Genomic DNA, 25,354 nt, shown 5'->3' with positions numbered 1-25,354 from the left:
GTCAGCCCGAATGCGCATCTTCGAGACCCTTGCCGATCTTCAGGCTCTCATCGGCCAGCCTCTGGGCCACAGCGACTGGATCACCGTGGACCAGGCCCGCGTGAATGCCTTTGCCGAGGCCACCGAGGACCGGCAGTGGATCCATGTCGACCCCGAGCGCGCCAAGGCCGGGCCCTTCGGCGCGCCCATCGCGCATGGCTTCCTGACGCTGTCGCTGATCCCCTATTTCTTCGAGACCGGCTTTGCGGTGCGCGAGAGCCGCATGGTGCTGAACTACGGCCTCAACAAGGTGCGCTTCACCAAGCCGGTGCCGGTGGGCAGCCGGCTGAGGGCGGCTTTCAAGCTGCTGGCCATGGAGGAGGTGGCGGGCGGCGCCGTGCAGGTGACCGTGGAAGTGGCCATTGAAGCCGAAGGTGCGGCCAAACCCGTCTGTGTGGCCGAGAGCCTGGCGCGCCACTATCGCTGAGCAGATAGCATCGCGGCCTCTCCAACGACCGCTTTCGCCTGCCGCCATGGCCTCCAGCCTGCTAGTTCTGCTCGACGACATCACCACCGTCCTTGATGACGTGGCGACCATGACCAAGGTCGCCGCCAAGAAGACCGCCGGTGTGCTGGGCGATGACCTGGCGCTGAACGCCCAGCAGGTCAGCGGCGTCAATGCCGATCGCGAGCTGCCCGTCGTCTGGGCCGTGGCGGTCGGCTCGCTGCTGAACAAGGCCATCCTGGTGCCCGCGGCGCTGGCCATCTCGGCCTTCATGCCCTGGGCCATCACGCCGCTGCTGATGGTGGGCGGCGCCTATCTGTGCTTCGAGGGCTTCGAGAAGCTGGCCCACAAATTCCTGCACAGTGCCGAGGAAGACCAGGCCCATCACGACGAGCTGGTCAAGGCCATTGCCGACCCCCAGGTCGACATGACCAGCTTCGAGCGCGACAAGGTCAAGGGCGCCATCCGCACCGACTTCATCCTGTCCGCCGAGATCATCGTCATCGCCCTGGGCACGGTGGCCACCGCGCCGCTGCAGACCCAGCTCGCAGTGCTGGTGGCCGTGTCCATCGCGATGACGGTGGGCGTCTATGGCTTTGTGGCCGGTATCGTGAAGATGGACGATGTGGGCCTGTGGCTATCGCGCAAGGCGGGTGCTGCGGCCCAGGCCGTCGGCCGCTTTCTGCTGGCCGCGGCACCGCGATTGATGAAGCTGCTGACCGTGCTGGGCACGGCGGCGATGTTCCTGGTCGGCGGTGGCATCCTCGTGCACGGCATTGCGCCGCTGCATCACGCCATCGAGCATCTGGCCTTGGGCCAGGCTTGGGTTGTGGCGGCGCTGCTGGAGAACGGCGCGAATGCGCTGGTGGGCGTCATCGCCGGCGCCCTGGTGCTGGCCGGCGTGATGGCGGTGCAGAAGCTGCGTGGCCGCTAGACCGGCGTGTAGGCCAGCCGCACGTAGATAGGCGCAAACGCCTCGGCCTGGGTGATCTCGAGCAGGCGCTCCTTGGCCAGCTCCAGCATCGCAATGAAGGTGACGACGAGGACGGCCTGGCCGCGCGTGACGTCGAACAGGGCCTCGAACTCGACGAAGCGCTGGCCCTGGAGCCGGCGCAGCACGATGCTCATGTGCTCGCGCACCGACAGCTGCTCGCGGCTGATCTTGTGGTGCTGGTTGAGCTTGGCGCGCTTGAGGATGTCCAGCCAGGCCTCGCGCAGGTCGTCGGTGTTGACGTCGGGAAAGCGCGGCGTGAGGGACTGCTCGATGTGGATCTGGGCGCGCAGGAAGTCGCGGCCCAGCAGCGGCAGGCGGTCCAGGCGGGCCGCGGCGAGCTTCATCTGCTCGTACTCCAGCAGGCGGCGCACCAGCTCGGCGCGCGGATCCTCGACCTCCTTGCCGTCCTCGCTCTTCTTGGGCGGCAGCAGCATGCGCGACTTGATCTCGATCAGCATGGCCGCCATCAACAGGTATTCGCTGGCCAGCTCGAGGTTGTGCTTGCGGATCTGCTCGACATAGCTGAGGTACTGGCGCGTCACGTCGGCCAGCGGGATGTCGAGGATGTTGAAGTTCTGCTTGCGGATCAGGTAGAGCAGCAGGTCCAGCGGGCCCTGGAAGGCCTCCAGGAAGACCTCCAGCGCATCCGGTGGGATGTAGAGGTCCAGCGGCATCTGGAACAGCGGCTCGCCATACAGGCGAGCCACGGCCACCGCGTCGACGACCTCGGGCAGGTCGGACTCGGCCTGGCTGGATTCCTCAGCCACGGCGGTCAAGGTTTACTTGCCAGAGGTCTGGTAGACGTAGGGCTGCTGGGGTACGCGGGCTTCGTTGAAGCCGGCCTGGGCCGTGCGATCCTGCTCCTTGTCCCACAGCAGGGCGCGGCCGGCGCGCTGCTCGGCTTCCAGCGTCGGGCGCTGGGCCTTCAGTTGCTCGATGAAGCTGGTGACTTCGGACTTGTAGGGCTTCCAGAACAGGGGCATGGCGGGTCTCTAGGGCTGAAGGGCGGATTTTAGATCGGCGATGCCGGGGACGATGGCGGCCTCGCCCAACTCGGCTGCCAGCCCGGCGCGGTGCAGCAGGTCCAGGGGCTGGGCGTTGACCTGGGCCAGCACCAGGGCGACGCCGCGCCGCAGCAGCGTCCGGTGCAGTTCGCGCAGGGCCTCGAGGCCCGAGGTGTCCATGACGATGAGGCGGTGCATCTCCAGGGCGACGGTCCGGGTGTCCGGCGGCAGTTGCTCCGGCAGCGATTCCAGCTTGCCGACGGCGCCGAAGAAGAGGGCGCCATAGAGTTCGTAGGCGACGACGCCGGGTGGTAGCTGCGGCTCCTCGACACGCTTGAGCGTGAACAGCTGGCCCATGCGCCAGACGAAGAAGACGCAGGACGTGATCAGCCCGACCTCCACGGCCACGGTCAGGTCGGCGACGACGGTCAGCACGAAGGTGCCGAGCAGCAGGGTCCGGTAGGTCAGGTTGAAACGCCGCAGCCGCGCGAACTCGTGCCACTCGCCCATGTTCCAGGCCACGACGAGCAGGATGCCGGCCAGGGCCGCCAGCGGCACATGCACCGCCAGCGGTGCCGCGACGAGCAGGATGAGCAGCAGGCTCAGCGCATGCACGATGCCGGCGACGGGGCTGGTGGCGCCGGCGCGGATGTTGGTGACGGTGCGCGCAATGGTGCCGGTGGCCGGCAGGCCGCCGAACAGCGGGGCGGCGATGTTGGCCAGGCCCTGGGCCATCAGCTCCTGGTTGGGGTCGTGGCGGGGCAGCCCGGGCGTGAGCTTGTCGGCCACGCGGGCGCACAGCAAGGACTCGATCGCGCCCAGCAGCGCCAGCGTCAGCGTCGGAATGACCAGCTGCTGCATGCCGGCCCAGTCCATCGTCGGCCAGGCCAGGGCGGGCAGGGCCTGCGGAATGCCACCGAAGCGGCTGCCGATGGTGTCCAGCGGCAGTTGCAGCAAGGCCGTCGCGGCTGTCGCGCCGACGAGGGCGATGACCGTGGAGGGCAACAGGGCCATCCAGCGCCGCAGGCCGGTGAGTGGCCGGTCCTGCGCGATGTTCTTGGGCCAGAGCAGCACCACGGCCATGCAGGCCGATGCCAGGGCCGGCGCCACCGGGTTGAGGCCGCCCAGGTGCTCGCGCAGTGCGGCGATCTGGCCGAAGAAGTCGGCCGGCATCTTGTCGATGCGCAGGCCCAGGAAATCCTTCAGCTGGGCCAGTGCGATCAGCACGGCGATGCCGTTGGTGAAGCCGGTGACGATGGCCACCGGGATGTAGCGCACCAGCACGCCCAGGCGCAGCGCGCCCATGGCCAGCAGCAGCAGGCCCGCGCCCATCGTGGCCAGCAGCAGGTTGGCCAGGCCGTGGCGCTGCAGGATGCCGTAGACGACGACGATGAAGGCGCCCGCCGGGCCGCCGATCTGCACGCTGGAGCCGCCCAGCAGCGAGACCAGCAAGCCCCCGACGATGGCCGTGGCCAGGCCTTGTTCCGGTCGCAGTCCGGAGGCGATGGCGAAGGCCAGCGCGAGCGGCAGCGCGACGATGCCGACCGTCAGGCCGGCGCCGAGGTCGGCGAGGAAGCGTTCACGCGAGTAGCCCGACCGCAGCGCGAGCGCGCGGGGGCGGAAGGGGTGCAGCTGGGGCAGTGACATATGACCTCCGGAAGGGCGACGACGCAACAAGCGTGGTCGCGGCCGGAGGTCCGCAGTGATAGCGCTCGGCGATGAAACGCCGGCGCCTGGAGGGGCCGAGCAGCGCGCTGGGAGTCGCTCGGCGCATGGCGTTCAGCGCACCCGCATGCCTGGCTGGGCGCCGGCGTGGGGCTCCAGCACGAAGATGCCGGGGTGGGCTTTCTCGTCGGCGTGGCCGGCGGCCAGCACCATGCCCTCGCTGATGCCGAACTTCATCTTGCGCGGCGCGAGGTTGGCGACCAGCACGGTCAGCTTGCCTTCCAGGTCCTCGGGCTTGTAGGCGGCGCGGATGCCGCTGAAGACATTGCGCATGCGACCTTCGCCGGCGTCCAGCGTCAGGCGCAGCAGCTTGTCCGAGCCTTCGACCAGCTCGGCCTTGACGATCCTGGCGATGCGCAGGTCGACCTTGGCGAAATCGTCGATCTTGATCTCGGCGGCGATGTCCTCGCCGCCGGGTTGGACCTGGGGCGCCGGCGGGGCTTCGAAAAGCTGCTCGACCTTGGCGAGGTCGACGCGCTGCATCAGGTGCTGGTAGGTGCCGATGGTGTGGGCACCCAGGGCCCGGGCGCTGTGGCGCCACTGCAGGGGCTCGACCTTCAGGAAGGCCTCGACCTGGGCGGCCAGGGCTGGCAGCACGGGCTTGAGATAGATCGTCAGCAGGCGGAAGGCCTCGATGCAGACGCTGCAGACATCGTGCAGGGCCGCGTCCATGCCTTCCTGCTTGGCCAGTTCCCAGGGCTTGTGCTGGTCGACGAACTCGTTGACCTTATCGGCCAGGGCCATGATCTCGCGCAGGGCCTTGCCGAACTCGCGGGTTTCGTACAACTCGGCGATGGCGCCGCTCTGGGCGCGCAGCGCGTCCAGCAGCGTGCGGCCCTCGACGCCGAGATCGCCGCTCAACTTGCCGCCGAAGCGCTTGCTCAGGAAGCCGGCGGCACGCGAGGCGATGTTGATGAACTTGCCGACCAGGTCGCTGTTGACGCGGGCCGCGAAGTCCTCGGGGTTGAAGTCGATGTCCTCGACCTTGGCATTGAGCTTGGCGGCGATGTAGTAGCGCAGCCATTCGGCGTTCAGGCCCAGGCCGAGGTACTTCAGCGGGTCCAGACCGGTGCCGCGGCTCTTGCTCATCTTCTCGCCGCCGTTGACGGTCATGAAGCCGTGCACGAAGACGTGGTTGGGCGTCTTGCGGCCGCTGAAATGCAGCATGGCCGGCCAGAACAGCGTGTGGAAATAGGTGATGTCCTTGCCGATGAAGTGGATCTGCTCCACATCGGGATTCGCCATGAAGGCGTCGAAGTCCTGGCCCAGCTTGCCGAAGTAGTTCTTCAGCGAGGCGAGATAGCCGATGGGCGCGTCCAGCCAGACGTAGAAATACTTGCCCGGCGCGTCGGGGATCTCGATGCCGAAATAAGGCGCGTCGCGGCTGATGTCCCAGTCGCTGAGGCGGTTGTTGCCGTCCTCGTCGGGCTCGAACCATTCGCGGATCTTGTTCAGCACTTCGGGCTGCAGGCGGCCCGGCTCCTGGGTCCACTGGGTCAGGAAATCGACGCAGCGCGGATCGCTCAACTTGAAGAAGTAGTGCTCGCTGGTCTTGAGCACCGGCGTCGCGCCGGACAGCACCGAGTAGGGGTTCTTCAGCTCGGTCGGCGCATAGACGGCGCCGCAGACCTCGCAGGAGTCGCCGTACTGGTCCTTGGCGCCGCACTTGGGGCACTCGCCCTTGATGAAGCGGTCCGGCAGGAACATGGATTTGGCCGGATCGAAGAACTGCTCGATGGTCTTGGTCGAGATCAGCTCGTTGTGGCGCAGCGCGAGATACACGGCCTTGGACAGCTCGTGGTTCTCCGGGCCGTCGGTCGAGTGCCAGTTGTCGAAGCTGATGTGAAAGCCGTCCAGGTATTGCTTGCGGCCGGCCGCTATTGCCGCGACGAAGTCCTGGGGGCTCTTACCGGCCTTCTCGGCCGCGATCATGATGGGCGCGCCGTGGGCGTCGTCCGCGCAGACGAAGTGCACCTGCGAGCCCGCCATGCGCTGGTAGCGAACCCAGATGTCGGCCTGGGTGTACTCCATGATGTGGCCGATGTGGAAACCGGCGTTCGCATAGGGCAGGGCGGTGGTGACGAAGAGCTGGCGGGACATGGGCGCGGATGGCGGGGCTGGCGGACGGAACTGCGGATTCTAGGTTTGCGGGTCGGCAGGGGCGGTGGGATCGGCGGCGGCCTCGCCATCGGCCTGGGGCTCATCCGGTGCGGCGGGATCGTCAGGCTTGCCGCTGAGCTTGCGCTGGCGCTTCTCTTCGGCCTTGCGCTTCTTGGCCAGCTCACGCTGGCGCTTTTCATAGCTGTAGTTCGGGGTAGCCAAAATGGACTCTCCTTGAGGTGGCCGGCCCAATGTAGCTTGCGATGGGCCCCGGAGCGCTCCCAAGTTGCAGCCGAAAGCTCCACGCCGCATCAAGGACCGCGCTTAAGTCACTGATTTGTAACGCTTCTGAAAGCTATCCACCGAGTCTGTGGAAAACTTTGTGGAGAACCCCCCTCCATCGCGGCCAAGCCCTTATGGAATGCGGGTTGTCTTAGCTTGCCTCATTTCTAGGCAGTTGCCGAGCGGCTATATGAATCAATAACTTAGCCTCATGCGCCAGCGAGCCCATGGGGCAGGGGGCAGGGCGCCCGGCAGGGCTTGACGCCTTCCAGATTTGGGGATAAGTCAAGCTGCGGAGTGCGGATGTCACGACTCTGGATGACATTTCGATGCGCTTTGTCCCCGTCCGCTGTGGACAAGTCTGTGGGCCGGCTGACGACAGCGGCGCTAAGTGCTTGATCGGCCATCGTGCAGCCTGGTCTGCCTGCTTTTGAGGCGGCGGTCTGGGGGCAGTCCCCAAGAAGTGGTCCCGAGGCCGGCGGCTAAACTCGCGGCCTTTTGAGCGGGGCGACAGCGGGGCAATGGCGGATCTGACGAGGGAAAGTGGCGGGCGCGGCAAGAGCGCATCGCGCGCCGGCACTTTCGAATTGAAGTCGCGCCGCTTCAGCCTGCTGGGCCTGGTGCTGCACAGCGTCGACATGGCCGAGCTGAGCGCCGACTGGGCCCAGCGCGCGGGTGCCGGCGGTTTCGAGCATGAGCCGGTCGTCATCGACCTGAGCCAGCTGGAGCGCGTGTCGCCGGCTGCTGCAACCGACCCGATCGAAGGCCAGGCGCCGTTGGCCCTGGATGGACCGGCGCCCGTCGACCTGCGAGCCATCGTCGAGTTGCTGCGCAAGAGCCAGCTGCAGCCCGTGGCCGTGGCCGGCGCAACGGCCGAGGAACTGGCCCTGGCCCATGAGCTGGGCCTGGCCGATGCGGCCGACGAACCGGTGGCCGAACGCGCCGTTCAAGCGGCACCGACCGAAGTCGTGCGCGAGGTGGTGCGCGAGATCACCGTCGAGAAGATCATCGAGAAGCCCGCCGTGCCGGCGCCGACCCTGGTCATCGACAAGCCGCTGCGCTCCGGCCAGCAGGTCTATGCCAAGGGCGGCGATCTCGTCGTGCTGGCCGTCGTCAGCCATGGTGCCGAAGTCATCGCCGACGGCAGCATCCACATCTATGCGCCGCTGCGCGGCAAGGCCATTGCCGGTGCGCGCGGCGACACCTCGGCGCGCATCTACACGCAAAGCCTGGAGGCCGAGCTGCTGGCCATTGCCGGCATCTACCGCACCGCCGAAAACGCGCTGCCCGCCGACGTGGCGGGCAAGCCGGCCCAGGTCTACCTCCAGGGCGAAAAACTGCTGCTGCAACCGCTGCAGTCCTGAATCGAAACGCAAGGAAATACCCAGATGACCAAGATCGTCGTCGTCACCTCCGGCAAGGGCGGGGTCGGCAAGACCACCACCAGCGCGAGCTTTGCCACCGGCCTCGCGATGCGGGGCCACAAGACCTGCGTCATCGACTTCGACGTCGGCCTGCGCAACCTCGACCTCATCATGGGCGTCGAGCGCCGCGTCGTCTACGACCTGATCAACGTCATCAACGACGAGATCAAGCTCACGCAGGCCCTGATCAAGGACAAGCAGCTCGACAAGCTCTTCATCCTGGCCGCCTCGCAGACGCGCGACAAGGATGCGCTGAAGCAGGAGGGCGTCGAGCGCGTGCTGGACGAGTTGAAGGCCATGGAGTTCGACTTCATCGTCTGCGACTCGCCCGCCGGCATCGAGACCGGCGCGCTGATGGCCATGCATTACGCCGACGAGGCCCTGGTCGTGACCAACCCCGAGGTCTCCTCGGTGCGCGACAGCGACCGCATCCTCGGCATGCTGTCCAGCAAGACCAAGCGCGCCATCGAAGGCAAGGAGCCCGTCAAGGAGCATCTGCTCATCACGCGCTACAACCCGAACCGGGTCGAGGGCGGCCAGATGCTGAGCCTGGACGACATCCACGAGATCCTGCGCACGCCGCTGATCGGCGTCATCCCCGAGAGCGAGAGCGTGCTGCAGGCTTCCAACCAGGGCACGCCGGCCATCCATCTGCAGGGCACCGACGTGGCCGAGGCCTACAAGGACGTCGTTGCGCGCTTCCTCGGCGAGGACAAGCCCATGCGCTTCACGGAAGCCGTGAAGCAGGGCTGGTTCAAGCGCGTCTTCGGCGCCAAGTGATGGGAGCCGCGCAATGGGATTCCTGAACTTTTTCCTCGGCGAGAAGAAGAGCTCGGCCAGCGTCGCCAAGGAGCGGCTGCAGCTCATCCTCGCGCACGAGCGCAACGGCCGCAGTTCCAGCCCCGACTATCTGCCGCAGCTGCAGAAGGAGCTGGTCGCGGTCATCAGCAAATACGTGTCGATCAACCCCGACGACATCAAGGTCCACATGGAGCGCCAGGGTGACCTCGAGGTCTTGGAAGTCAAGATCGAGTTGCCCGAGGCGGCCGCAGGCCGCTGAACCTGATCAGCGGGAAGCGCGCGCCTGCTCGCGGCGCATGAAGAGGTACAGGCTCTCGACCTTGGCGCGCGCCCACGGCGTCTTGCGCAGGAACTTCAGGCTGGACGTCACGCTGGGATCGATGCGAAAGCATTTGATCTCGATGCGCTGGCCCAGCTCGCGCCAGCCGAAGTAGGCGACCAGTTCGGTCACGATGGCCTCGAGGGTGAGGCCGTGAAGAGGATCGTTGCTGCCGTTCATTCGTGGGTGAATTGACTCGCGTTTTTGCCCTTGTACTGGGCATAGTGGCGTTTGATCTCGGCCATGTCGGCGTCGACATCCCCCGTGGGCCTGAAGATGGGCCCGAGGCCGACCAGCTTGCGCGGATAGTCCATGTGTGCCATCACGATGGGCAGCCTGGCCGTGACGGCGATCCAGTAGAAGCCGGTCTTCCAGTAGATGGTCTTGCTGCGTGTGCCCTCGGGTGGCACGATGAGCTGCACCGGGCCGTCGGCGTTCACCAGGGCCTCGGCCGAGGCGGCCACGAGGTTGTTGGACTGGCTGCGGTCCACCGGGATGCCGCCCAGCCAGCGCATCAGCCCGCCGAAGGGGAACCTGAAGATCGAGGCCTTGCCCATCCAGTAGGGCGTCAGGCGCAGCGCGAAAGAGGCGAACAGCGTGTAGGGCAGGTCCCAGTTGCTGGTGTGGGGGGCGGCGATGAAGACGCTCTTGCGCGCCTCGGGCGCCAGGCTGCCCTGGACGGTCCAGCCGGCCAGCCTGAGCCAGGCCAGGGAGACGCCGCGCAGCAGGGTGCTGAGTCCGGGCGTCGTGAAGATGGTGCGATGCATGGCCGCGATTGTCCGGCCCCGGTGCCTGCCTCAATCTGAGGCAACGCAAGAAAAGTGCTGTTGTGCCAAGGACTTGGGCTTGCAGCCCGCAGGCTGTGCACGGTGTTGTCCACAGCGGCTGTGGATGGCGCCTGCCATCCATGCCGCTATTTGTGCAGTCCGTCGCAGCGCGGCTTGCCGCCAACGCGGCAGACCGCGATGCTGCGCACCGTTCAACCCATCCGCTTGCATCCATGCGCCACACACCGATCTCTGCCGCAGTCCTGCTCTCGCTCGTGGTCGCCTCGGCCCAGGCGGGGCAGCCCGCCACACCTGCGGCCATGACGGCCTATGCCAATCAACTGCTCGATGCGCAGAAGATCGCCAGCGACGGCCCCGGCGTCACTGTGCTGGTGGCACGCGGCGACCAGCTTCTCTACAAGGGCGCGCGCGGCATGGCCAGCATCGAACTGGGCGTGCCCATGCAGCCAGACCATCTGCTGCGCATCGGCTCCGTCACCAAGCAATTCGCCGCCGCGGCCCTGCTCAAGCAGATCGACGAGGGCAAGGCCAGGCTCGACGACCCCATCTCCAGGTTCCTGCCCGACTATCCCAACGGCAGCAAGATCACGCTGCTGCACCTGCTCAACCACACCTCGGGCGTCAAGAGCTACACCGGCATTCCCGGCTATATGGGCAACCCCGTGCGACGCGACCTCGGCACGGCCGAACTGATCAAGGAGTTCAAGGACCTGCCGGTCGATTTCCAGCCCGGTGAGAAGTGGGCCTACAACAATTCGGGCTATGTGCTGCTCGGCGCCGTCGTCGAGGCCATCTCGGGCAAGAGCTGGCACCAATCCATCGACGAATTGCTGCTCCAACCGGTCCGTATCACCGGCGTGCATTACCAGGCCGGCGACAGGCTCTTCAAGGGCATGGCCCAGGGCTATACGCTGAACGCCCAGGCCCAGGTGGCGCCCGCCGGCTATCTGAGCATGACCCAGCCCCACGCGGCCGGTGCGCTGATCGCCAATGCCGAAGGCCTGTGGCACTGGAACCAGGCCTTGCATGGCGGCAAGCTGATCAGCGCCGCCAGCTACCAGCGCATGACGACGCCGGAAGGTCCGGCCCAGCCCGTCCACTACGGCTTCGGCATTGCGACGGCCACGCTGCGCGGCCAGCCGATGCTGACGCATGGCGGCGGCATCCATGGCTTCGTGTCGGTGCTGGACTATCTGCCGCAGAGCCGGACCACCGTGGTCATCCTGCGCAACAGCGATGGCCCCGGCCTTGCGATGGAGACGGTGGCCCGCAAGCTGGCAGCCTTTGCCGTCGGCGAGCCGTTTGCGCCAGCCCAGGCGGTGGCCGTGCCGGCCGAGCAGCTGAAGAGTGCCGAGGGCGTCTACGCCCGCGAGGACAAGCAGAGCCGCATGCTGCGCGTGAAGGACGGCGTGCTGCACAGCCAACGCAGCAGCGGCGGCAGCACGGCGCTGATCGCCCTGGGCGGTGATCGCTTCGCCTTCCCCGACTCGCTGACCGAAATGCAGATCGAGCGCGGTGCCGATGGCAAGGCCGTGGCGGCGCGCGTTTTCAACAACGGCGAGAAGGACGACGCCGAGCGCTGGGTGCGCAGTGGCGAGCTGCCGTCCGAACTCGTCTTCATCCCGCTGAGCGCGGCGCAAATGCAGGCGCTCGTCGGCAGCTACGTCTCGCCGCAGTTCTCGGTGCGCGTCTTTGTCGACGAGCAGGGCCGGCTGCAGGGCCAGGCGCCGGGGCAGCCCGCCTTCGAGCTGAAGGCCAGCACGCCGCGCCGCGTCCACGTTCCCCAGGTCGACGCCCAGCTCGACTTCAGCGCCGAAGAGGGCCAGGCCGCTTCGGTGACGCTGCTGCAGGGCGGCAATACCCTGGTCATGGCCCGCAAGTAGTGAGCCCCTCGTCCAAGGAGTACCTTGGCCGGGACCGCGCTGCGGCCATTGCCCGCAGCGCTTCGGCAGGCACGACAAGTCCACTGGACTTGCCGTGTCCGGCCTCAGCCCCCGAGGGGACGGCGGTGCTTGCGGCGTTTAGCCGCAAGCACATCGCCAGTGCGGGCCGGCTAGGGAGCGGCCCGGCGCTCGGCCCGCGGGGGTTCAGACGCTGATTTCCAATGTCACATCGCTGCGCGGCTCGGCCACGCAGGGCAGGATGAAGCCTTCGGCCTTCTCCTCGTAGGACAGCCCCGGCCATTCGACGCGGTATTCGATGCGCCCCTCGACCAGATGAGAGATGCAGGTGCGGCAGGTGCCCGTGCGGCAGGACCAGGGCAGCTGGAGGCCCGCGGCCAGGCCGGCCAGCAGCAGGGTCTGGTCGGCCGTGGCGCTGAACTGTTCACCGCCGGGGAGTAGCGTCACTCTGAATGTCTCGGACATGACCGCCATCATGCCGTTCAACGGCTAGCATGACTGTGCCGGTCCGCAAGGCCGGCAGCGTTCTCAGGGCGGGGCGGAATTCCCCACCGGCGGTATGCGCTCGATGAAAAGAAGTTGAGCGCGAGCCCGCGAGCGCCTTCACCGCGAAAGCGGCGAAGGGTCAGCAGACCTGGTGCGATGCCAGGGCCGACGGTCACAGTCCGGATGAAAGAGATCGCGTTGTGTCGGTGCTTCTGCCTTGGCGGAGGCGCCGCTGCCGCGTGCGCTTGCCCTGATTCTGGAAAAACCGTCTTTCAAGAGGACACCATGAATCAGACTCTCAACCCCAGCTTCAATCTGACCCGCCTGCCGCGCGTGGCCATCCTGGCCGCGAGCTGGCACAAGGACATCGTCGGCGTGGCCGTGGCGGCCATCCGCAGCGAGTTCGGCCGATGTCGAATCCCGGCTGAGCAGGTCACGGTCGTCGACGTGCCCGGCGCCTTCGAGATCCCGCTGCATGCCAAGCGCCTGGCGCGCACGGGCCGCTTCGACGCCGTGATCGCCTGTGGCCTCGTCGTCGACGGTGGCATCTACCGGCATGACTTCGTCGCCCAGACGGTCATCCAGGCGCTGATGGACGTGCAGCTGGAGACTGATGTGCCGGTGTTCTCCTGCGTGCTGACGCCGCATCACTTCCACGAGCACGGCGAGCACAAGCGCTTCTTCGCCGAGCATTTCTCCACCAAGGGCCTGGAGGTGGCGCGCGCCTGCCTCGCGACAATAGCGAGCCTGGACAGCCTGGATGCGCTGACCGCCTAAGCCGATGACTCCGGCGCGGCTCTCTCCCCGGAGCGGGCCGCGCCCCTTGAATTGCCCCATGCTCGCCGCCCGTTACCTTGCCGGCTATCCACCGGAACTGATTGCTCAAGCCGAAGCGCTGCGCCTGGAAGGCCGCCTGGCCGACCACCTGGCCCGCCGCCTGCCTGAAGCGCACGAGGTGCGCAGCGACTCGGCCCTGTTCGACTATGTGCAGGAGTTGAAGAACCGCCATATGCGCAATGCCGGCCCCCTGCAGTACGTGGGCTTCGACGCCAAGCTGCGCGTGCTGCAGCAAGCCCTGGGCACCCACACCCGCCGCACCCAGGTGCAGGGCGCCAAGCTCAAGACCCGCCGCGAGATCCGCGTCGCCACGCTGTTCAAGGAAGCGCCGGCCGCCCTGCTGCACATGATCGTCGTGCACGAGCTGGCGCATCTGCGCGAGTTGGACCACAACAAGGCCTTCTACCAGCTCTGCCAGCACATGGAGCCGGACTACTTCCAGCTCGAGTTCGATCTGCGGCTCTACCTGATGAACCAGGAGAACCCGTCGTGATCCTGCTGGCGCCGATGGAAGGCCTGCTCGACCACATCCTGCGCGATGTGCTGACCCGCGTCGGCGGCGTGGACCGCTGCGTGTCCGAGTTCATCCGCGTGACCGACCAACTGCTGCCCAAGCGCGTCTTCACGCGCATCGTGCCGGAGCTGAAGAACGGCGGCCGCACGCTGGCCGGCGTGCCGGTGCATCCCCAATTGCTGGGCTCGGACGTCAACTGCCTGGCCGAGAACGCGGCCCGCCTGGCAGAGCTCAAGCCCGAGGGCATCGACCTGAACTTCGGCTGCCCGGCCAAATGCGTCAACCGCCACCGCGGTGGGGCCGTGTTGCTGGACGAGCCCGAGCTCATCCACGAGATCGTGTCCGCCGTACGCCGCGCGGTGCCGATGGACGTGATGGTGTCGGCCAAGATGCGCCTGGGCTATATGGACAGCAGCAAGACCCTGGACGTTGCCCGCGCCATCCATGCCGCCGGCGCCAGCGAGATCGTCGTGCATGCCCGCACCAAGGCCGATGGCTACAAGCCGCCGGCCTACTGGGAGCGCATCGCCGAGGTGCGCGAGGCCGTGCCGCTGACCCTGATCGCCAACGGCGAGATCTGGACCGTCGAACATGCGAAGCTGGCGCGCGAGCGCAGCGGCTGCGAGCATCTGATGCTGGGCCGCGGCATGGTGGCCGACCCCGGCCTGGCGCTGCGCGTGGCTGGCCAGCGCGCCGACCCCTTGCCCTGGCGCGAGCTGCTGCCGCTGATGCAGGTCTTCTTCGACCAGGTGCGGACCACCGTCGCAGCCCGCCACCAGGGCGGGCGACTCAAGCAGTGGCTGCACTATCTGAAGCGCGCCTACCCGGAGGCTGATGCCGCCTATGCGGAGTTGCGCACCGTCAATGCGGCGGATGAGCTGGCCGCGCGGCTCTTCGCCTAGTACTGCAGCCTGGGATACCAGTCCGTGCCGCGCCCCGCGGGCGTCAGGTCCAGGACGGACCACAGCGAGGCGATGTCCGGCGCGTCGCGCGGGTCCTGGCCGGGGTCGGCCATGTCGCGCGTCATCGCGCTCGACCAGAACAGCCGCACCTGGTCGCCATCGCGGCGGTAGACGACCAGGGCCGGGTTCTCGCTGCCGTCGGGGTTCAGCAGGCCGAGATCCCTGGCGTAGTCATCGCCCACGGTCTGCACGAAGTTCAGGTCGCGCCAGCCGCGCTGCTGGGCGAAGGCGTACTGGCGTTCAACGGGTGAGCGGCCGAGGATCTTCAGCGCCACGCGCTGCTTGATGTCGGCGGCATTGCCATTCACTGCGCCCAGCCAGTTGGTGCACATGGGACAGGGCCGCTCGCGCTGCGGGCCGTACATCCAGAAATACGTGACCAGGGTGTCCTGGTCGCCGAACAGGTCGAGCAACCTGGCGTCAAAGCCCTGCTCGTCCTTGAAACGGTAGTCCCTGGCAATGACGGGGCCGGGCGGCAGCGCGCGGCGCTGCTCGCCCAGCCGCGTCATGTGGCGGCGGAACTCGATCTCCTCGGCCAGCAGGGCCTTGCGGGCCTGCAGATACTCGGCCGAGGCGCCGGGGAAGGGGATGTTGGCCTTCTCGGCGAACTGGGCGGCGGGGGTGAGCTGGGCCATGGGCGTTCTCCGGTCTGCCGGAAAAGCCTAACCGCGATGTCCGCCGGCATCACCCCCTGTTGGTAACAGACCTTGCCGCGCTCAGCTCGGCTGCTTGGTGATGCGCAGATAGGGCTTGGGCGCCTTCCAGCCCTGCGGGAACAGGGTCTTGGCGTCTTCGTCGGAGACCGAGCCGGCGATGATGACGTCCTCGCCCTGCTTCCAGTTCACCGGCGTGGCCACCTTGTGCTTGGCGGTCAGCTGCATGCTGTCCAGCACGCGCAGGATCTCGTCGAAATTGCGGCCCGTCGTCATCGGGTAGGTCAGCATCAGCTTGATGCGCTTGTCCGGGCCGACGATGAAGACCGAGCGCACGGTGGCGTTGGTGGCGGCGGTGCGGCCTTCCGACGTGCCCTCGATGTCGGCGGGCAGCATGTTGTAGAGCTTGGCGACGGCCAGGTCATGGTCGCCGATCATGGGGTACTTGGGCAGATGGCCCTGGGTCTCCTCGATGTCGGCGGCCCAGCGGTGGTGGTTGTCCACGGGGTCGACGGAGAGGCCGATCAGCTTGGCATTGCGCTTGGTGAACTCGGGCTCGATCTTGGCCATATAGCCCAGCTCGGTCGTGCACACCGGCGTGAAGTCCTTGGGATGCGAGAACAGGATGGCCCAGCTGTCGCCGATCCAGTCATGGAACTTGATCGTTCCTTGCGTGGTCTGGGCGGTGAAGTCGGGGGCGATGTCGTTGATGCGCAGGGACATGGTGGGTCTCCTTGAGTGGCTTGGGGGCAGGGGGTGATGATAGGAACGAAGCGGATGCCTGGTGGGCATTTGCTTGCTCGGAAAGGGTCTATGCGCCTTCGAGGCTGGGCACCTCGGCCAGCACAGCCGCCCAGACGGCGGGCGCCGCCGCGGCGCGGGCGATGGGCAGGTAGCGGGTCCATTGCTCGGGCGTGCAGACGGCCTTGAGGGCTTGCACGAAGACGCGGGTGGCGCCGGCCGGCGTGTTCTTGGTGCTGCCGAAGGCCGCAAGCGAGGCCACGCCATGGGCCACGAGGTGGTCGAAGCCACCCTGGGCGATGCCGGCCGACACGCACCACTGGGCGAACAATGCCGCCTTGCCCTCCTTGGGCAGGCGGGCGACGAGCGGCATCATGACGTCTTCCTCGTGCAGCAGATGGGCCTCGGCGCAGGCGCGGTAAGCGACCCAGGCATCGCGCAAGGCGCCCACGCCCAGCGGGATGGCGCGCGTCACCGCCGCCTGCAGCCCGTGTTCGTCCTCATGCTCGGCGCGGAACAGGGCGGCGTTGACGGCGCCGTCGAAATGCAGGTCGAGCATGGTCGTGATGCCGCCACCGGCGCCCGCCACGCCGTCTTCCATGGCGGCGTGCACGGCGATGGCGTCCACATAGCCGACCCAGGCGGTCTCGAAACGGGCCAGGTCGCCAGCCTCGGCCAACGGGGCCAGCACCTTGGCGAGGTCGTTGCGCAGCACCTCGTGGTAGTTGCGCATGACGGCGGGTACGGAGACTTCGGGTTCGGTCATGTCGGGCTCCTGGTGGGTGAGCGAATGTTCAGGGCTGGCGCTCCCGAACGGGTGTTCAACGTTGTTAAACGTGATGGGGCCGGCTGGCTTAAGCTGCGCGCGGTTCGGGACGGGAGGCTATGTGTCAATGGACGAGGCGCCAGCGGTGCTGCGGTTCGGTGCGGGTGGGCGGTTCGAGCTGCGGCCAACGGAGCATCGGCTGCTGGTGGACGGCGCGCCCAGCCCCTTGGGCGGCCGTGCGCTGGACCTGCTGTTCGCGCTGGCCGCGCGCCCCGGCGAATTGCTAACCAAGGGCGAGCTGATCGAGAAGGTCTGGCCCGGCCTCGTCGTCGAGGAGGGCAATCTGCGCGTGCAGGTCAACGGCCTGCGCCGCTTGCTGGGCGAGGACGCCATCGCGACCGTGCCGGGGCGGGGCTATCGCTTCACGGCCCTGCTGCAGGAAGCGGCTGCTACCGCGCCTGCCGAGGCCATCCCTGCCCAGGCGCTGTTCGGCCGTGATGCCGACCTCGCCCGGCTGTGTGACGCACTGGCCGCCGGCCCGGGCTGCGTCACCCTGGTGGGCATGGCCGGCGTGGGCAAGAGCAGCCTGGCCCGTGTGGCCGCCGGCCAGGGCGCCTGGGTGGACCTGGCGCCGCTGACCCAGGGCGGCCAGGTGGCCGAGGCCATCGCCCGGGCGCTGGGCGGGCAATTGGCTGGCGACGATGCAGTGGCTCAGGTCATCAAGCTGCTGCCCGAGGGCGAGCCCGCGCTGCTGGTGCTGGACAACGCCGAGCACCTGGTCGATGCCTGCGCCACCTGGGCCGCCGCGCTGCAAAGCCGGCTGCGCCTGCTGGTGACCAGCCAGCTTGCGCTGGGCGTGGCGGGCGAGCGCGTGCTGCGCGTTGAGCCCTTGGCCGTGGCCGAGGGCGCTGAGGGCGCGCAGGCGCTGCTGCTGGCGCGCATCCGCGCGATGGATGCCCGTTTTGAAGCAACGCCGAAGTCCCTGCCCCTGCTGGCCGCGCTGTGCCGGCAGCTGGACGGCCTGCCGCTGGCGCTGGAGCTGGCGGCGGCGCGCGTGCCGCTGATGGGCTTGCAGGCCGTGCATGACGCGCTGGCCGAGCGCTTCGCGCTGCTGTCGCGCGGCCGGCGCGACTCCTCGGCCCGGCACCGCAGCCTGCTGGAGGCGCTGGACTGGAGCCATGGCCTGCTGGAGCCGGCCGAGCAGCAGCTCTACCAGGCCCTGGGCGTGTTTGCTGGCGGCTTCACGCTGGAGCTGGCCGTCACGCTGAGCGGCGACGAGCATGTGTCGCGCTGGGACGTGGTGGACGGCCTGGCGACGCTGGTGGAGCGCTCGCTGGTCAGCGTCGATGGTGCCGACCCGCCGCGCTACCGGCTGCTCGAGACCATGCGCGCCCATGCGCTGGCGCGGCTGGACGAGGCCGGCCGCCACTCGGCAAGGCGCCGCCACGCGGCCGCCGTGCTGGCACTGATCGCACCCAGCGACGACACGCAACTGTGGCTGGCCGACATGGAGAACGTGCGCGAGGCCTTCCTGTGGGCGCGCGAGCACGACCTTGCGACTGCCGCCCAGCTCAGCGCCCGCGCGGCGCGCGTCATGGTGCTGACGGTCTGGCGCCACGAGGTCACCGGCTGGCTGCTGTCGCTGGAGCCGGCCATGGACGCCCGCGGCAACAGCCTGCCGCCGCAGGTGCTGGCCTTGTGGACGTCGATGCTGTCCTATCTGCTGCTGATCCGCGCCGACGTGCGTGCCGTGCCGGTGGCGCGCCGCGCCGTGACGCTGTGGCGGCCACTGGGCAACCCGACCGAGCTGCAGATCGCCGCCGTGCACTGGGTGCGCGCCTTCTCGGAGTCCAACCCCTCGCCTGAGCTGGATGAGGCCTGCGCGCTGCTGCAGGCGCTGACCGCGGGTGACGACTCGCCCATGACGCGCTTTCGCGTGAACAACGCGATGGCCGTGGCCGAACGCCTGCGCGGCAACATGGTGGAGCACCTGGCCTGCATGGAGCGCGAGCAACTCGCGGCGCGCGAGCTGGGCATGCAGGCGCGCGTGCAGATCGCCGAGAACAACATCTGCCTGACGCTGGTGCGCCTGGGCCGGTTGGAGGAGGGCGCCGCGCGCACGAAGTTGCTGCTGGAGAGCCTCGATGCCGACGGCAGCGGCAACAACGGCGCCTTGCCCTGGGTGCTGAACGCCCTCGTCGAGGCCCTGGTGGGCCTGGACCGGCTGGACGAGGCCGCCGCCCTGGTGCCGCGCTCCCTGGCCGTGGGCCGGCGCTTCGGCACCCATGTCGCCTGGATGGGCATCCTGCCGCTGCTGGCGGCCCAGCGGCGCGTGGAGGCCGCCTGCCGCCTCGCGGGCTATGTGCGGCGCGTCTGGACGGCAGCCGAAACGACGCTGGACCCGGTGGAGCTGAAGATCCTGGCGGGCGCTGTCGAGCCTGCCCAGGCCCTGCTGGGCCGCGACCGCGCGGCCGCGCTGGAGGCCGAGGGCCGCGGGCTGGACGAAGGCGCGGCCACGGCCCTGGCGGGGTCCTGAAGCATTGCGGGCCGGCGGCCGGCGGGCGAAGATCGCCGGGCCATGTCCGAAGTCCGCACGCTTGACCTCAGCCGCATCGACGACGAGACGCGGCCCCATGTCGTCGAATGGCTGCGCGACCGCAGCGCCTTCCACAGCTGGTTCTCGTCCCTCGTCACTGGCAGCTTCGTCGTCATCACGGTGTTCGGCAGCAAGCCGGGCTTCTCGACGCCGGATGGCGTCGTGCTGGCCATCGCGGTGGCCTTGCTGTTGCTCAGCCTGTTGGCCAATCTGGTGGCCGTCTGGTCCATCCCGAGCTGGAAGTTCCGCGTGTCGGCCGGCGTGCTGAAGAACGGTCAGGTCATGCGGCGCGAGCTGGCCATCACGGCATGGTTCAGCGTCGTCTGCTTTGTCGGCGGTCTGACGCTGGGCTTTGTCGGCGGCACACCGGGCTAGGTCCCGAAGCTCGCCCGGTAGGCCCGCGGCGCCAGGCCCAGCCGGGCCTGGAAGTGATGGCGCAGGGCCTGCACGCTGCCAAAACCGGCCTCGGCCGCCACGCGTTCGACGGGCAGGGCGCTGGCCTCCAGCAGGCGCTGCGCCTCAGCCACGCGCTCGGCGATCAGCCAGTCGCCGGGCGACTGCCCCGTGGCCTCGCTGAAGCGCCGCAGAAAGGTGCGCGGGCTCATGGCGGCGGCCTCGGCCATGCGCTCCACCGTCCACGGCGCGCGCAGGTCGGCGCGCACCTGTTCCAGCACGCCCGCCAGGCGGTGGCCGCGGTCGGCGGGCACGGGGCGCTCGATGAACTGGGCTTGGCCGCCGCTGCGGTGGGCCGGCATGACGAGGCGGCGCGCCACGCTGTTGGCTGCCTCCACGCCGAAGTCGCTGCGCACGATGTGCAGCATCAGGTCGATACCGGCGGCGCTGCCGGCCGAGGTCAGCACGCGCTCCTCCTCGACATAGAGCACGCCAGCGTCCACCTCGATGGCGGGATGGCGTGCGCGCAGCTTGTCGGCATAGCGCCAGTGCGTGGCCGCTCGGCGGCCGTCGAGCAGTCCGGTAGCGGCCAGCACGAAGGCACCCGAACAGATGGACGCCAGCCGCGCACCGCGCTGCCAAGCGCGGCGCAGGCGCCTGGCCGAAGGCCTCGGGCACTGGCACGTCGGCGCCCTTCCAGCCGGCCATGACGATGAGGTCGGCTTGGTCGAGCAGTTCCAGGCCGCCGTCGCTGGTCACGCTCAAGCCTCCATGCGCGCGCAGCGGCCCCGACTCGATGGCAGCGCTGGCAAAGCGGTACCAGTTTTGCCCCATCTCCGGCCGCGACAGGCCGAAGATCTCGGCGGCGATGGCGAACTCGAAGGTGCACAGCCCGTCGTAGACCGGCGCCACCACGAGAGGCCCGGTGATGTTTGGCGTGATCTTGTCGATACTCGTCATGAGCGCCAATTGTGGGCCAGGCCGGGCGCCGCGACCATGGCTCATCTTTCAACCGGAGCTCACCATGCCCTCTCACGTGACCGCCATCCCCGCCGCCCCTGCCGCCGCCGCCGAGGCCCATTTCGCCGCCGAGTTCGGCTTCGAGACCGACTGCTGGGATGTGCATGACGCCTTCAGCTGCGGCGAGGTGGACTTCGTGCTGCTGGACGTGCGCTCGGCCGAGCTCTATGCCCGTGGCCATGTGCCCGGTGCCATCCACTTCCCGCATGGCAAGCTGGTCGAGAGCAAGCTCGCCGCCTGGCCGATGGACACCCTTTTCGTCACCTATTGCGCCGGCCCGCATTGCAACGGCGCGGCCCGCGGCGCCTTGCGCCTGGCGCGGCTGGGCCGGCCCGTCAAGATCATGGCGGGCGGCGTCACCGGCTGGGTCGATGAAGGGTTCGAGTTGGCGCAGGAGGCCGTGGCCGCCGCTTAGCATGGAGGGATGAAGAACCTGCTGACCCTGCTGGCAGCCGTCTGCGTCACAAGCGCCGCCGCAGCCCAGTCCCTCGCCCCGCTCACCCTCGAACGCATCACCGCCGATCCCCCGCTGGCCGGCCGCCTGCCCCGCCAGGCCGAGATCTCGCCCGGCGGGCAATGGGTCAGCTTCCTGCGCCCCTCCGCTGCCGACAGCGAAGTGCTGGAACTCTGGGCCCAGCCCAGCGGGGGCGGCGAGCCGCGCAAGCTCGTCAGCGCCGCCGACCTGCTCGGCGGCGCGGCGCAAAAGCTCAGCGAGGCCGAGAAGATGGCCCTGGAGCGCCAGCGCATCAGCCAGCGCGGCATCACCGGCTATCAATGGTGCGGCAGCGACGACAGCGCGCTGCTCTTCCCGCTGTCGGGCGACCTCTACCTGGTCAAGTTGGGCGCCTCGGGTCCGCAGGCTCAGCGCCTGACGAACACGCCCGACGCGCCCAAGCAGGACCCGCGCTGCGCCCCCGATGGCAAGACGCTGGCCTATGTGCAGGGGGGCGAGCTGATGGTGCTGCCCCTGCAGGCCGGCGCCCAACCACGCCCCCTGTTCGGCGCGCGGATGAATCCTCAAGCGACCTGGGGCCTGGCTGAGTTCATTGCCGGCGAGGAACTGGGCCGGCATCGTGGCTACTGGTGGAGCCCGGATGGCCGGCAGCTGCTGGCCCTGCGCGTCGACGAATCGCGCGTTGGCCTGAAGACGCGGGCGCAGATCTTTGCCGACCGCACCGAAATGACGGAGCAACGCTATCCGGCCGCCGGTGAAGCCAATGCCGTGGTCTCTGCCTTTGTCATCAGCATCGCCACCGCGGAGGCGCATGCGCTGTCGCTGCCGGCCAGCGCCGAATACATCGCCCGCGCCGGCTGGTTCAAGGACGGCACGCCCTGGCTGCAATGGTTCAACCGCGAGCAGACGCGGCTGACGCTGACCGAGTTCAAGGCCGCCCCGCATGACATCACCGTCGAGACCGACGCCGCCTGGGTCGAGGTCCACGACGATCTGATGGAGACGCCGCGCGGCCTGCTCTGGTCCAGCGAGGCCTCGGGCCGGCGCCAGCTACTGCTGATCGACCGCGCGACAGGCCAGCGCACGCCGTTGACCCAGCAGGCCGAGGCGGTTGCGCACGCCGTCTGCGTGGGCGAGCGCGGCGTCGTCTTCGCCGCGGCCGGCGACCGCGGCAAGGCCCGCGACCTCTATCTGCAGCCCCTGGCCGGCGGCAAGGCCCAGGCCCTGGCGGGCACGGCCGAGCGCCAATGGCGCGATGCCAAGGCCGACAGCGCCTGCGCCCGCCTGCTGGTGACCCGCTCTGCCTGGGGCCAGCCGCCGCGGCTGGAGCTGCGCAGCCTCGGCCAGAGCGGCGCGATCGCGCTGGCCGGCGATGCACCCGACCCGGCCCTGGCCGTCTTCACCAACATCCCGCTGCCGCTGGACCTGATGGCCGCCGACGGCAAGACGCTGCTGAACGCCTTCTTCTTTGCCGCGCGACGCCAGGGTGGCAAGCATCCGGCCATCGTGCTGGCCTATGGCGGCCCGGGCTCGGCGACGGTCAACTGGGGCTGGGGCCGCGACATGCCGCTGATCGCCTATTGGCAGCAGCGCGGCTATGGCGTGCTGATGCTGGATGTGCGCGGCATGGAGCACCGCGACCGCGACTACACGCGGGCCCATTACCGCAGCTTCGGCAGGCACGAGATCGCCGACCTCTTTGCCGCCGTGCGCCAGTTGCCAGGCCAGGTGGGCAGCGTTGATGCGGCGCGCATCGGCTTCTTCGGCTGGAGCTATGGCGGCTTCCTCGGCGCGCGTGCCGTGCTGGATGCGGACACGCCGTTTGCCGCCTCCGTGGCCGTGGCACCGGTGACCGACTGGACGCTCTACGACACCGCCTATACCGAGCGCTATCTCGGCATGCCCGAGGGGGGCAAGGCCGCGACCTATGTCAGCGCCAACCTGCCGGCCCGTGCCGCGCTGCTGTCCAAGCCCCTGCTGCTGGTGCATGGCACGGCCGACGACAACGTGCTGTTCGAGCACACGCTGCGCCTGGTCGAAGCCCTGCAGACCGCCGGCAAGACCTTCGACCTGCAGATCTACCCCGGCAAGGCCCATGGCATCGCCGGCCGCGCGGCGCGACTGCACCTTTACCGCACCATGGACGCCTTCCTCGAACGGCACTTGAAGCCCACGCCATGACCCTCGTCTATTCCACCGACGTCGGCCGCGTCTGCCCCGGCTGCGGTCAACCCATCGCGCAATGCGCCTGCAAGGCCAAGGCACGCCCGGCCGGCGACGGCATCGTGCGCGTCAGCCGCGAGACGGCGGGTCGCAAGGGCAAGGGCGTCACCGTCATCCGCGGCCTGCCGCTGGATGATGCGGCGCTGACCGTGCTGGCCAAGCAGCTCAAGGCGGCGTGCGGTAGCGGCGGCACGGTCAAGGACGGCGTCGTCGAGATCCAGGGCGACCACGCGGACAGGCTCATGGCCTGGCTGCAGGCGCGGCCGGAGGGCTGGAAAGTCAAGCGCGCGGGAGGGTGAATCCGCCAGCAGGCCGATAGGCACATCGCAGGCCTCTCCGGTTGGAGATGCCGCAGGCCTCGCTGCTACAGTCTTCCAACTCAGGGGGTCTGCCGCAGCTGCGCGGTGAAACGACCGACCTTCTCACCACGTCCGTGCCCGCCTCGCCTCCCAAGACTTCGCCGCCGCTTCCCTCGAAGCCTCGTCGCCATCGTGGTGTGGCCACACTCGCTGACGTCGCCCGTGAGGCGGGTGTGTCCGTGATGGCCGCCTCCGTGGTGCTGAACGGCGCGAAGTCTGCGACGCGAACCTCGGCGGAGACCCGGGCGCGCGTCGTCGCCGCGGCCGAACGGCTGCACTACCGCGCGAACGCCACGGCCCGCGCCCTCGCGAACGGCCGGGCGAACGCCATCGGCATCGTCGCCAGCCACTGGAAGGAGGACGCCAACCTCTATTTCATGGAAATCCTGGGCGGCATCATCGAAAGCGCGACGCCGAGCCGGCAGACGGTGTCCGTGTTCATGTTGCAGGGTTGGGAAGAGGCGCAGCAGCGCATCCCCGAGATATGCGACGGCCGCGTCGACGGTCTCATCCTCGTCGCGCCACGACTTGGCATCGATGTGTCGGGCTGGATGCCCAGGCAGGTCCCGGTCACCAGCCTGCATTCCGAAAATGCCATCGACGGCGTTGTGAACCTGGAGCCTGACGAGGAAGCCGGTTCCTTCGAAGCCGTCAGCCAGATGCTGGCCATCGGCCATCGCAGGATTCTGCATATCGGTGGGCCGGCGGGACTGCTCGGTGCGCAACGGCGGCTGGCGGGCTACCGGCGCGCGCACGAGGCGGCGCGGTTGCAGCCTCCCGACGATCATGTGGTGCATTCGTCCCTCAACGCCGATGGCGGTCGCGAGGCGGTGCTGGACTGGCTGCAACGGCATCACGGAGAGAAGATCCCGGAGGCCGTGTTCTGCGCAAACGATGCCATCGCGCTGGGTTGCATCCAGGCTCTCGCGATGAAGGGACTGCGCGTGCCCGAGGACGTGTCCGTCGTCGGCTTCGACGACATCTGGTTCGCGCGAGCATCGTCCTTGGCCACCGTTCGACAGCCGCTGCACGCCATGGGCAGGCGGGCGACGGAAGTGTTGATGGAACAGATCCAGGCCAGGCGCGAAGGCGGTCAGTGGCAGGGGCCGGCCAACATCATCTTGCCGACCGAGTTCGTTCACCGTGCGACGCTGAAGTCACCGCGCTGAACCCATCCGCCTCGCGAGACTAGGACTTCCCCGGAGTTAATTTCTTCGACGCCCGAACTATATTTTGATCCAGTGAATTAGCGCTAATTCATCCTCGCTTTGCAGGTGCCCAGCCGGCTTGAGACACCCGGCTGGCAGTCCCTCCTGCGCGTCCAGTGGATTCGAGCTTCCTTCCGCATCCGCCCCAAGGGTGCGTGCCAACGAAACGGAACTGCCATGCCTCTTGCAAGCACGTTGTTAGACGATGTCGTTCGCGCCATCTCCGCCACGGCGCCGCCAGCAGAAGATGAAGCCCTCATCGAGCTTCACAGTGCGCAGCAGCGGCAAGTTTTCCGTCCGCCCGCCCTCTTTGCCGCCGC

Annotated in this window: 26 protein-coding genes, 1 pseudogene and 1 riboswitch; of the genes and pseudogenes, 15 read left to right on the top strand and 12 right to left on the bottom strand. The window is 68.3% G+C overall.

The genetic code is table 11. The features are described from left to right. The first annotated feature begins 10 nt into the window (after positions 1-10). A complete protein-coding gene (locus J2X20_RS07100; RefSeq protein ID WP_310262818.1) occupies positions 11-466 on the top strand; it encodes a MaoC family dehydratase in 456 nt (151 codons plus the stop codon). A 46-nt stretch (positions 467-512) separates the two neighbouring features. Further along, the gene (locus tag J2X20_RS07095; protein ID WP_310262815.1) at positions 513-1,418 is read left to right on the top strand and encodes a DUF808 domain-containing protein; all 906 of its coding nucleotides are present in this window, start codon (positions 513-515) and stop codon (positions 1,416-1,418) included. Here J2X20_RS07095 and J2X20_RS07090 read toward each other — a convergent pair. The 5 genes from J2X20_RS07090 to J2X20_RS07070 all read right to left on the bottom strand — a co-directional run bounded on the left by J2X20_RS07090 (position 1,415) and on the right by J2X20_RS07070 (position 6,529). Further along, complete coding sequence (locus J2X20_RS07090) at positions 1,415-2,254, bottom strand: segregation and condensation protein A (protein ID WP_310262811.1); 840 nt, start codon at positions 2,252-2,254, stop codon at positions 1,415-1,417. The two genes, J2X20_RS07095 and J2X20_RS07090, sit on opposite strands and share 4 nt — an antisense overlap. 3 nt (positions 2,255-2,257) lie before the next feature. Beyond that, entirely contained in the window at positions 2,258-2,461 is a 204-nt protein-coding gene (locus J2X20_RS07085) for a DUF3460 family protein (protein WP_310262808.1), read from the bottom strand. 9 nt (positions 2,462-2,470) lie between these two features. Next, a complete protein-coding gene (locus tag J2X20_RS07080; RefSeq protein ID WP_310262806.1) occupies positions 2,471-4,129 on the bottom strand; it encodes a SulP family inorganic anion transporter in 1,659 nt (552 codons plus the stop codon). 132 nt (positions 4,130-4,261) lie between these two features. Continuing rightward, the gene (metG, locus tag J2X20_RS07075; protein WP_310262803.1) at positions 4,262-6,307 is read right to left on the bottom strand and encodes a methionine--tRNA ligase; all 2,046 of its coding nucleotides are present in this window, start codon (positions 6,305-6,307) and stop codon (positions 4,262-4,264) included. Positions 6,308-6,346: 39 nt separating this feature from the next. Beyond that, positions 6,347-6,529, bottom strand: coding sequence for a hypothetical protein (locus tag J2X20_RS07070; protein ID WP_310262802.1), 183 nt, complete (start codon positions 6,527-6,529; stop codon positions 6,347-6,349). A gap of 647 nt (positions 6,530-7,176) precedes the next feature. Here J2X20_RS07070 and minC point away from each other — a divergent pair. From minC to minE, 3 genes are read left to right on the top strand one after another with little or no spacing between them, the layout of a single operon-like run. Beyond that, positions 7,177-7,953, top strand: coding sequence for a septum site-determining protein MinC (gene minC, locus J2X20_RS07065; RefSeq protein WP_310262797.1), 777 nt, complete (start codon positions 7,177-7,179; stop codon positions 7,951-7,953). Positions 7,954-7,977: 24 nt separating this feature from the next. Next, positions 7,978-8,793 (top strand): septum site-determining protein MinD, encoded by an 816-nt coding sequence (gene minD / locus J2X20_RS07060; RefSeq protein WP_310262794.1) that lies wholly within the window; start codon positions 7,978-7,980, stop codon positions 8,791-8,793. A 13-nt stretch (positions 8,794-8,806) separates the two neighbouring features. Further along, positions 8,807-9,073, top strand: coding sequence for a cell division topological specificity factor MinE (minE, locus tag J2X20_RS07055; protein ID WP_119043242.1), 267 nt, complete (start codon positions 8,807-8,809; stop codon positions 9,071-9,073). Positions 9,074-9,079: 6 nt separating this feature from the next. On the opposite strand, the gene J2X20_RS07050 is transcribed toward minE, so the two are convergent. Beyond that, complete coding sequence (locus J2X20_RS07050; protein WP_310262790.1) at positions 9,080-9,313, bottom strand: VF530 family protein; 234 nt, start codon at positions 9,311-9,313, stop codon at positions 9,080-9,082. Further along, complete coding sequence (locus tag J2X20_RS07045; RefSeq protein WP_310262786.1) at positions 9,310-9,900, bottom strand: 1-acyl-sn-glycerol-3-phosphate acyltransferase; 591 nt, start codon at positions 9,898-9,900, stop codon at positions 9,310-9,312. The genes J2X20_RS07050 and J2X20_RS07045 overlap by 4 nt, the downstream gene beginning before the upstream one ends. Before the next feature lie 233 nt (positions 9,901-10,133). Between J2X20_RS07045 and J2X20_RS07040 the strand changes: the two genes are divergently transcribed. Beyond that, positions 10,134-11,804: a serine hydrolase domain-containing protein gene (locus tag J2X20_RS07040; protein WP_310262782.1), complete on the top strand. Its 1,671-nt coding sequence runs from the start codon at positions 10,134-10,136 to the stop codon at positions 11,802-11,804. A 204-nt stretch (positions 11,805-12,008) separates the two neighbouring features. Here J2X20_RS07040 and J2X20_RS07035 read toward each other — a convergent pair whose 3' ends face one another. Beyond that, positions 12,009-12,269: a 2Fe-2S iron-sulfur cluster-binding protein gene (locus J2X20_RS07035; protein WP_409034139.1), complete on the bottom strand. Its 261-nt coding sequence runs from the start codon at positions 12,267-12,269 to the stop codon at positions 12,009-12,011. A gap of 73 nt (positions 12,270-12,342) precedes the next feature. Further along, positions 12,343-12,507: riboswitch (FMN riboswitch) on the top strand. Between the two features lie 86 nt (positions 12,508-12,593). Between J2X20_RS07035 and J2X20_RS07030 the strand changes: the two genes are divergently transcribed. From J2X20_RS07030 to J2X20_RS07020, 3 genes are read left to right on the top strand one after another with little or no spacing between them, the layout of a single operon-like run. Next, on the top strand, positions 12,594-13,085 hold the full coding sequence (locus J2X20_RS07030; RefSeq protein WP_310262776.1) for a 6,7-dimethyl-8-ribityllumazine synthase: 492 nt from the start codon (positions 12,594-12,596) through the stop codon (positions 13,083-13,085). A 58-nt stretch (positions 13,086-13,143) separates the two neighbouring features. Continuing rightward, a complete protein-coding gene (locus J2X20_RS07025; protein WP_310262773.1) occupies positions 13,144-13,638 on the top strand; it encodes a M48 family metallopeptidase in 495 nt (164 codons plus the stop codon). Between the two features lie 14 nt (positions 13,639-13,652). Continuing rightward, positions 13,653-14,561 (top strand): tRNA dihydrouridine synthase, encoded by a 909-nt coding sequence (locus J2X20_RS07020; RefSeq protein ID WP_310265124.1) that lies wholly within the window; start codon positions 13,653-13,655, stop codon positions 14,559-14,561. On the opposite strand, the gene J2X20_RS07015 is transcribed toward J2X20_RS07020, so the two are convergent. The 3 genes from J2X20_RS07015 to J2X20_RS07005 form a co-directional block, all read right to left on the bottom strand. Beyond that, positions 14,558-15,256 (bottom strand): DUF899 family protein, encoded by a 699-nt coding sequence (locus J2X20_RS07015; protein WP_310262772.1) that lies wholly within the window; start codon positions 15,254-15,256, stop codon positions 14,558-14,560. The genes J2X20_RS07020 and J2X20_RS07015 overlap by 4 nt on opposite strands. A gap of 81 nt (positions 15,257-15,337) precedes the next feature. After that, positions 15,338-15,997: a peroxiredoxin gene (locus J2X20_RS07010; protein ID WP_310262769.1), complete on the bottom strand. Its 660-nt coding sequence runs from the start codon at positions 15,995-15,997 to the stop codon at positions 15,338-15,340. A gap of 88 nt (positions 15,998-16,085) precedes the next feature. Next, the gene (locus J2X20_RS07005; protein WP_310262766.1) at positions 16,086-16,781 is read right to left on the bottom strand and encodes a hemerythrin domain-containing protein; all 696 of its coding nucleotides are present in this window, start codon (positions 16,779-16,781) and stop codon (positions 16,086-16,088) included. Positions 16,782-16,908: 127 nt separating this feature from the next. On the opposite strand from J2X20_RS07005, the gene J2X20_RS07000 reads away from it, so the two are divergent. Further along, positions 16,909-19,317 (top strand): ATP-binding protein, encoded by a 2,409-nt coding sequence (locus J2X20_RS07000; RefSeq protein ID WP_310262763.1) that lies wholly within the window; start codon positions 16,909-16,911, stop codon positions 19,315-19,317. Between the two features lie 42 nt (positions 19,318-19,359). Beyond that, positions 19,360-19,752 carry a hypothetical protein gene (locus tag J2X20_RS06995; RefSeq protein ID WP_310262760.1) on the top strand — a complete coding sequence of 131 codons (393 nt, stop codon included), beginning with the start codon at positions 19,360-19,362 and terminating at the stop codon, positions 19,750-19,752. On the opposite strand, the pseudogene ftrA reads toward J2X20_RS06995, so the two are convergent. Further along, positions 19,749-20,700: pseudogene (ftrA, locus tag J2X20_RS29475) on the bottom strand (transcriptional regulator FtrA). The gene J2X20_RS06995 and the pseudogene ftrA overlap by 4 nt on opposite strands. Positions 20,701-20,794: 94 nt before the next feature. On the opposite strand from ftrA, the gene J2X20_RS06985 reads away from it, so the two are divergent. The 4 genes from J2X20_RS06985 to J2X20_RS06970 are packed head-to-tail and all read left to right on the top strand — an operon-like array spanning position 20,795 to position 24,995. Next, positions 20,795-21,205 (top strand): rhodanese-like domain-containing protein, encoded by a 411-nt coding sequence (locus J2X20_RS06985; RefSeq protein ID WP_310262753.1) that lies wholly within the window; start codon positions 20,795-20,797, stop codon positions 21,203-21,205. A 9-nt stretch (positions 21,206-21,214) separates the two neighbouring features. Continuing rightward, a complete protein-coding gene (locus J2X20_RS06980; RefSeq protein WP_310262750.1) occupies positions 21,215-23,425 on the top strand; it encodes an alpha/beta fold hydrolase in 2,211 nt (736 codons plus the stop codon). Next, the gene (locus tag J2X20_RS06975; RefSeq protein WP_310262748.1) at positions 23,422-23,766 is read left to right on the top strand and encodes a translation initiation factor Sui1; all 345 of its coding nucleotides are present in this window, start codon (positions 23,422-23,424) and stop codon (positions 23,764-23,766) included. The genes J2X20_RS06980 and J2X20_RS06975 overlap by 4 nt, the downstream gene beginning before the upstream one ends. 47 nt (positions 23,767-23,813) lie before the next feature. Next, entirely contained in the window at positions 23,814-24,995 is a 1,182-nt protein-coding gene (locus J2X20_RS06970; RefSeq protein WP_310265122.1) for a LacI family DNA-binding transcriptional regulator, read from the top strand. The last annotated feature ends 359 nt before the right edge of the window (positions 24,996-25,354 follow it).

The sequence above is a fragment of the Roseateles saccharophilus genome, assembly GCF_031458095.1.
Taxonomy (GTDB): domain Bacteria; phylum Pseudomonadota; class Gammaproteobacteria; order Burkholderiales; family Burkholderiaceae_C; genus Pelomonas; species Pelomonas saccharophila_A.
This window is presented reverse-complemented; position numbering and strand designations above follow the sequence as displayed.

Bases quoted from the DNA above. Each gene is read 5' to 3' on its own strand.
- J2X20_RS07020 (WP_310265124.1), top strand. From the start codon at position 13,653: ATGGAAGGCCTGCTCGACCACATCCTGCGCGATGTGCTGACCCGCGTC.
- J2X20_RS07030 (WP_310262776.1), top strand. From the start codon at position 12,594: ATGAATCAGACTCTCAACCCCAGCTTCAATCTGACCCGCCTGCCGCGC.
- J2X20_RS07050 (WP_310262790.1), bottom strand. From the start codon at position 9,313: ATGAACGGCAGCAACGATCCTCTTCACGGCCTCACCCTCGAGGCCATC.
- J2X20_RS07045 (WP_310262786.1), bottom strand. From the start codon at position 9,900: ATGCATCGCACCATCTTCACGACGCCCGGACTCAGCACCCTGCTGCGC.
- J2X20_RS07005 (WP_310262766.1), bottom strand. From the start codon at position 16,781: ATGACCGAACCCGAAGTCTCCGTACCCGCCGTCATGCGCAACTACCAC.
- J2X20_RS07015 (WP_310262772.1), bottom strand. From the start codon at position 15,256: ATGGCCCAGCTCACCCCCGCCGCCCAGTTCGCCGAGAAGGCCAACATC.
- minE (WP_119043242.1), top strand. From the start codon at position 8,807: ATGGGATTCCTGAACTTTTTCCTCGGCGAGAAGAAGAGCTCGGCCAGC.
- minD (WP_310262794.1), top strand. From the start codon at position 7,978: ATGACCAAGATCGTCGTCGTCACCTCCGGCAAGGGCGGGGTCGGCAAG.
- metG (WP_310262803.1), bottom strand. From the start codon at position 6,307: ATGTCCCGCCAGCTCTTCGTCACCACCGCCCTGCCCTATGCGAACGCC.
- J2X20_RS07025 (WP_310262773.1), top strand. From the start codon at position 13,144: ATGCTCGCCGCCCGTTACCTTGCCGGCTATCCACCGGAACTGATTGCT.
- J2X20_RS06970 (WP_310265122.1), top strand. From the start codon at position 23,814: ATGCCGCAGGCCTCGCTGCTACAGTCTTCCAACTCAGGGGGTCTGCCG.
- J2X20_RS07085 (WP_310262808.1), bottom strand. From the start codon at position 2,461: ATGCCCCTGTTCTGGAAGCCCTACAAGTCCGAAGTCACCAGCTTCATC.
- J2X20_RS06980 (WP_310262750.1), top strand. From the start codon at position 21,215: ATGAAGAACCTGCTGACCCTGCTGGCAGCCGTCTGCGTCACAAGCGCC.
- J2X20_RS07040 (WP_310262782.1), top strand. From the start codon at position 10,134: ATGCGCCACACACCGATCTCTGCCGCAGTCCTGCTCTCGCTCGTGGTC.
- J2X20_RS07000 (WP_310262763.1), top strand. From the start codon at position 16,909: ATGGACGAGGCGCCAGCGGTGCTGCGGTTCGGTGCGGGTGGGCGGTTC.
- J2X20_RS07080 (WP_310262806.1), bottom strand. From the start codon at position 4,129: ATGTCACTGCCCCAGCTGCACCCCTTCCGCCCCCGCGCGCTCGCGCTG.
- J2X20_RS06975 (WP_310262748.1), top strand. From the start codon at position 23,422: ATGACCCTCGTCTATTCCACCGACGTCGGCCGCGTCTGCCCCGGCTGC.
- J2X20_RS06995 (WP_310262760.1), top strand. From the start codon at position 19,360: ATGTCCGAAGTCCGCACGCTTGACCTCAGCCGCATCGACGACGAGACG.
- J2X20_RS07100 (WP_310262818.1), top strand. From the start codon at position 11: ATGCGCATCTTCGAGACCCTTGCCGATCTTCAGGCTCTCATCGGCCAG.
- J2X20_RS06985 (WP_310262753.1), top strand. From the start codon at position 20,795: ATGCCCTCTCACGTGACCGCCATCCCCGCCGCCCCTGCCGCCGCCGCC.
- J2X20_RS07010 (WP_310262769.1), bottom strand. From the start codon at position 15,997: ATGTCCCTGCGCATCAACGACATCGCCCCCGACTTCACCGCCCAGACC.
- J2X20_RS07095 (WP_310262815.1), top strand. From the start codon at position 513: ATGGCCTCCAGCCTGCTAGTTCTGCTCGACGACATCACCACCGTCCTT.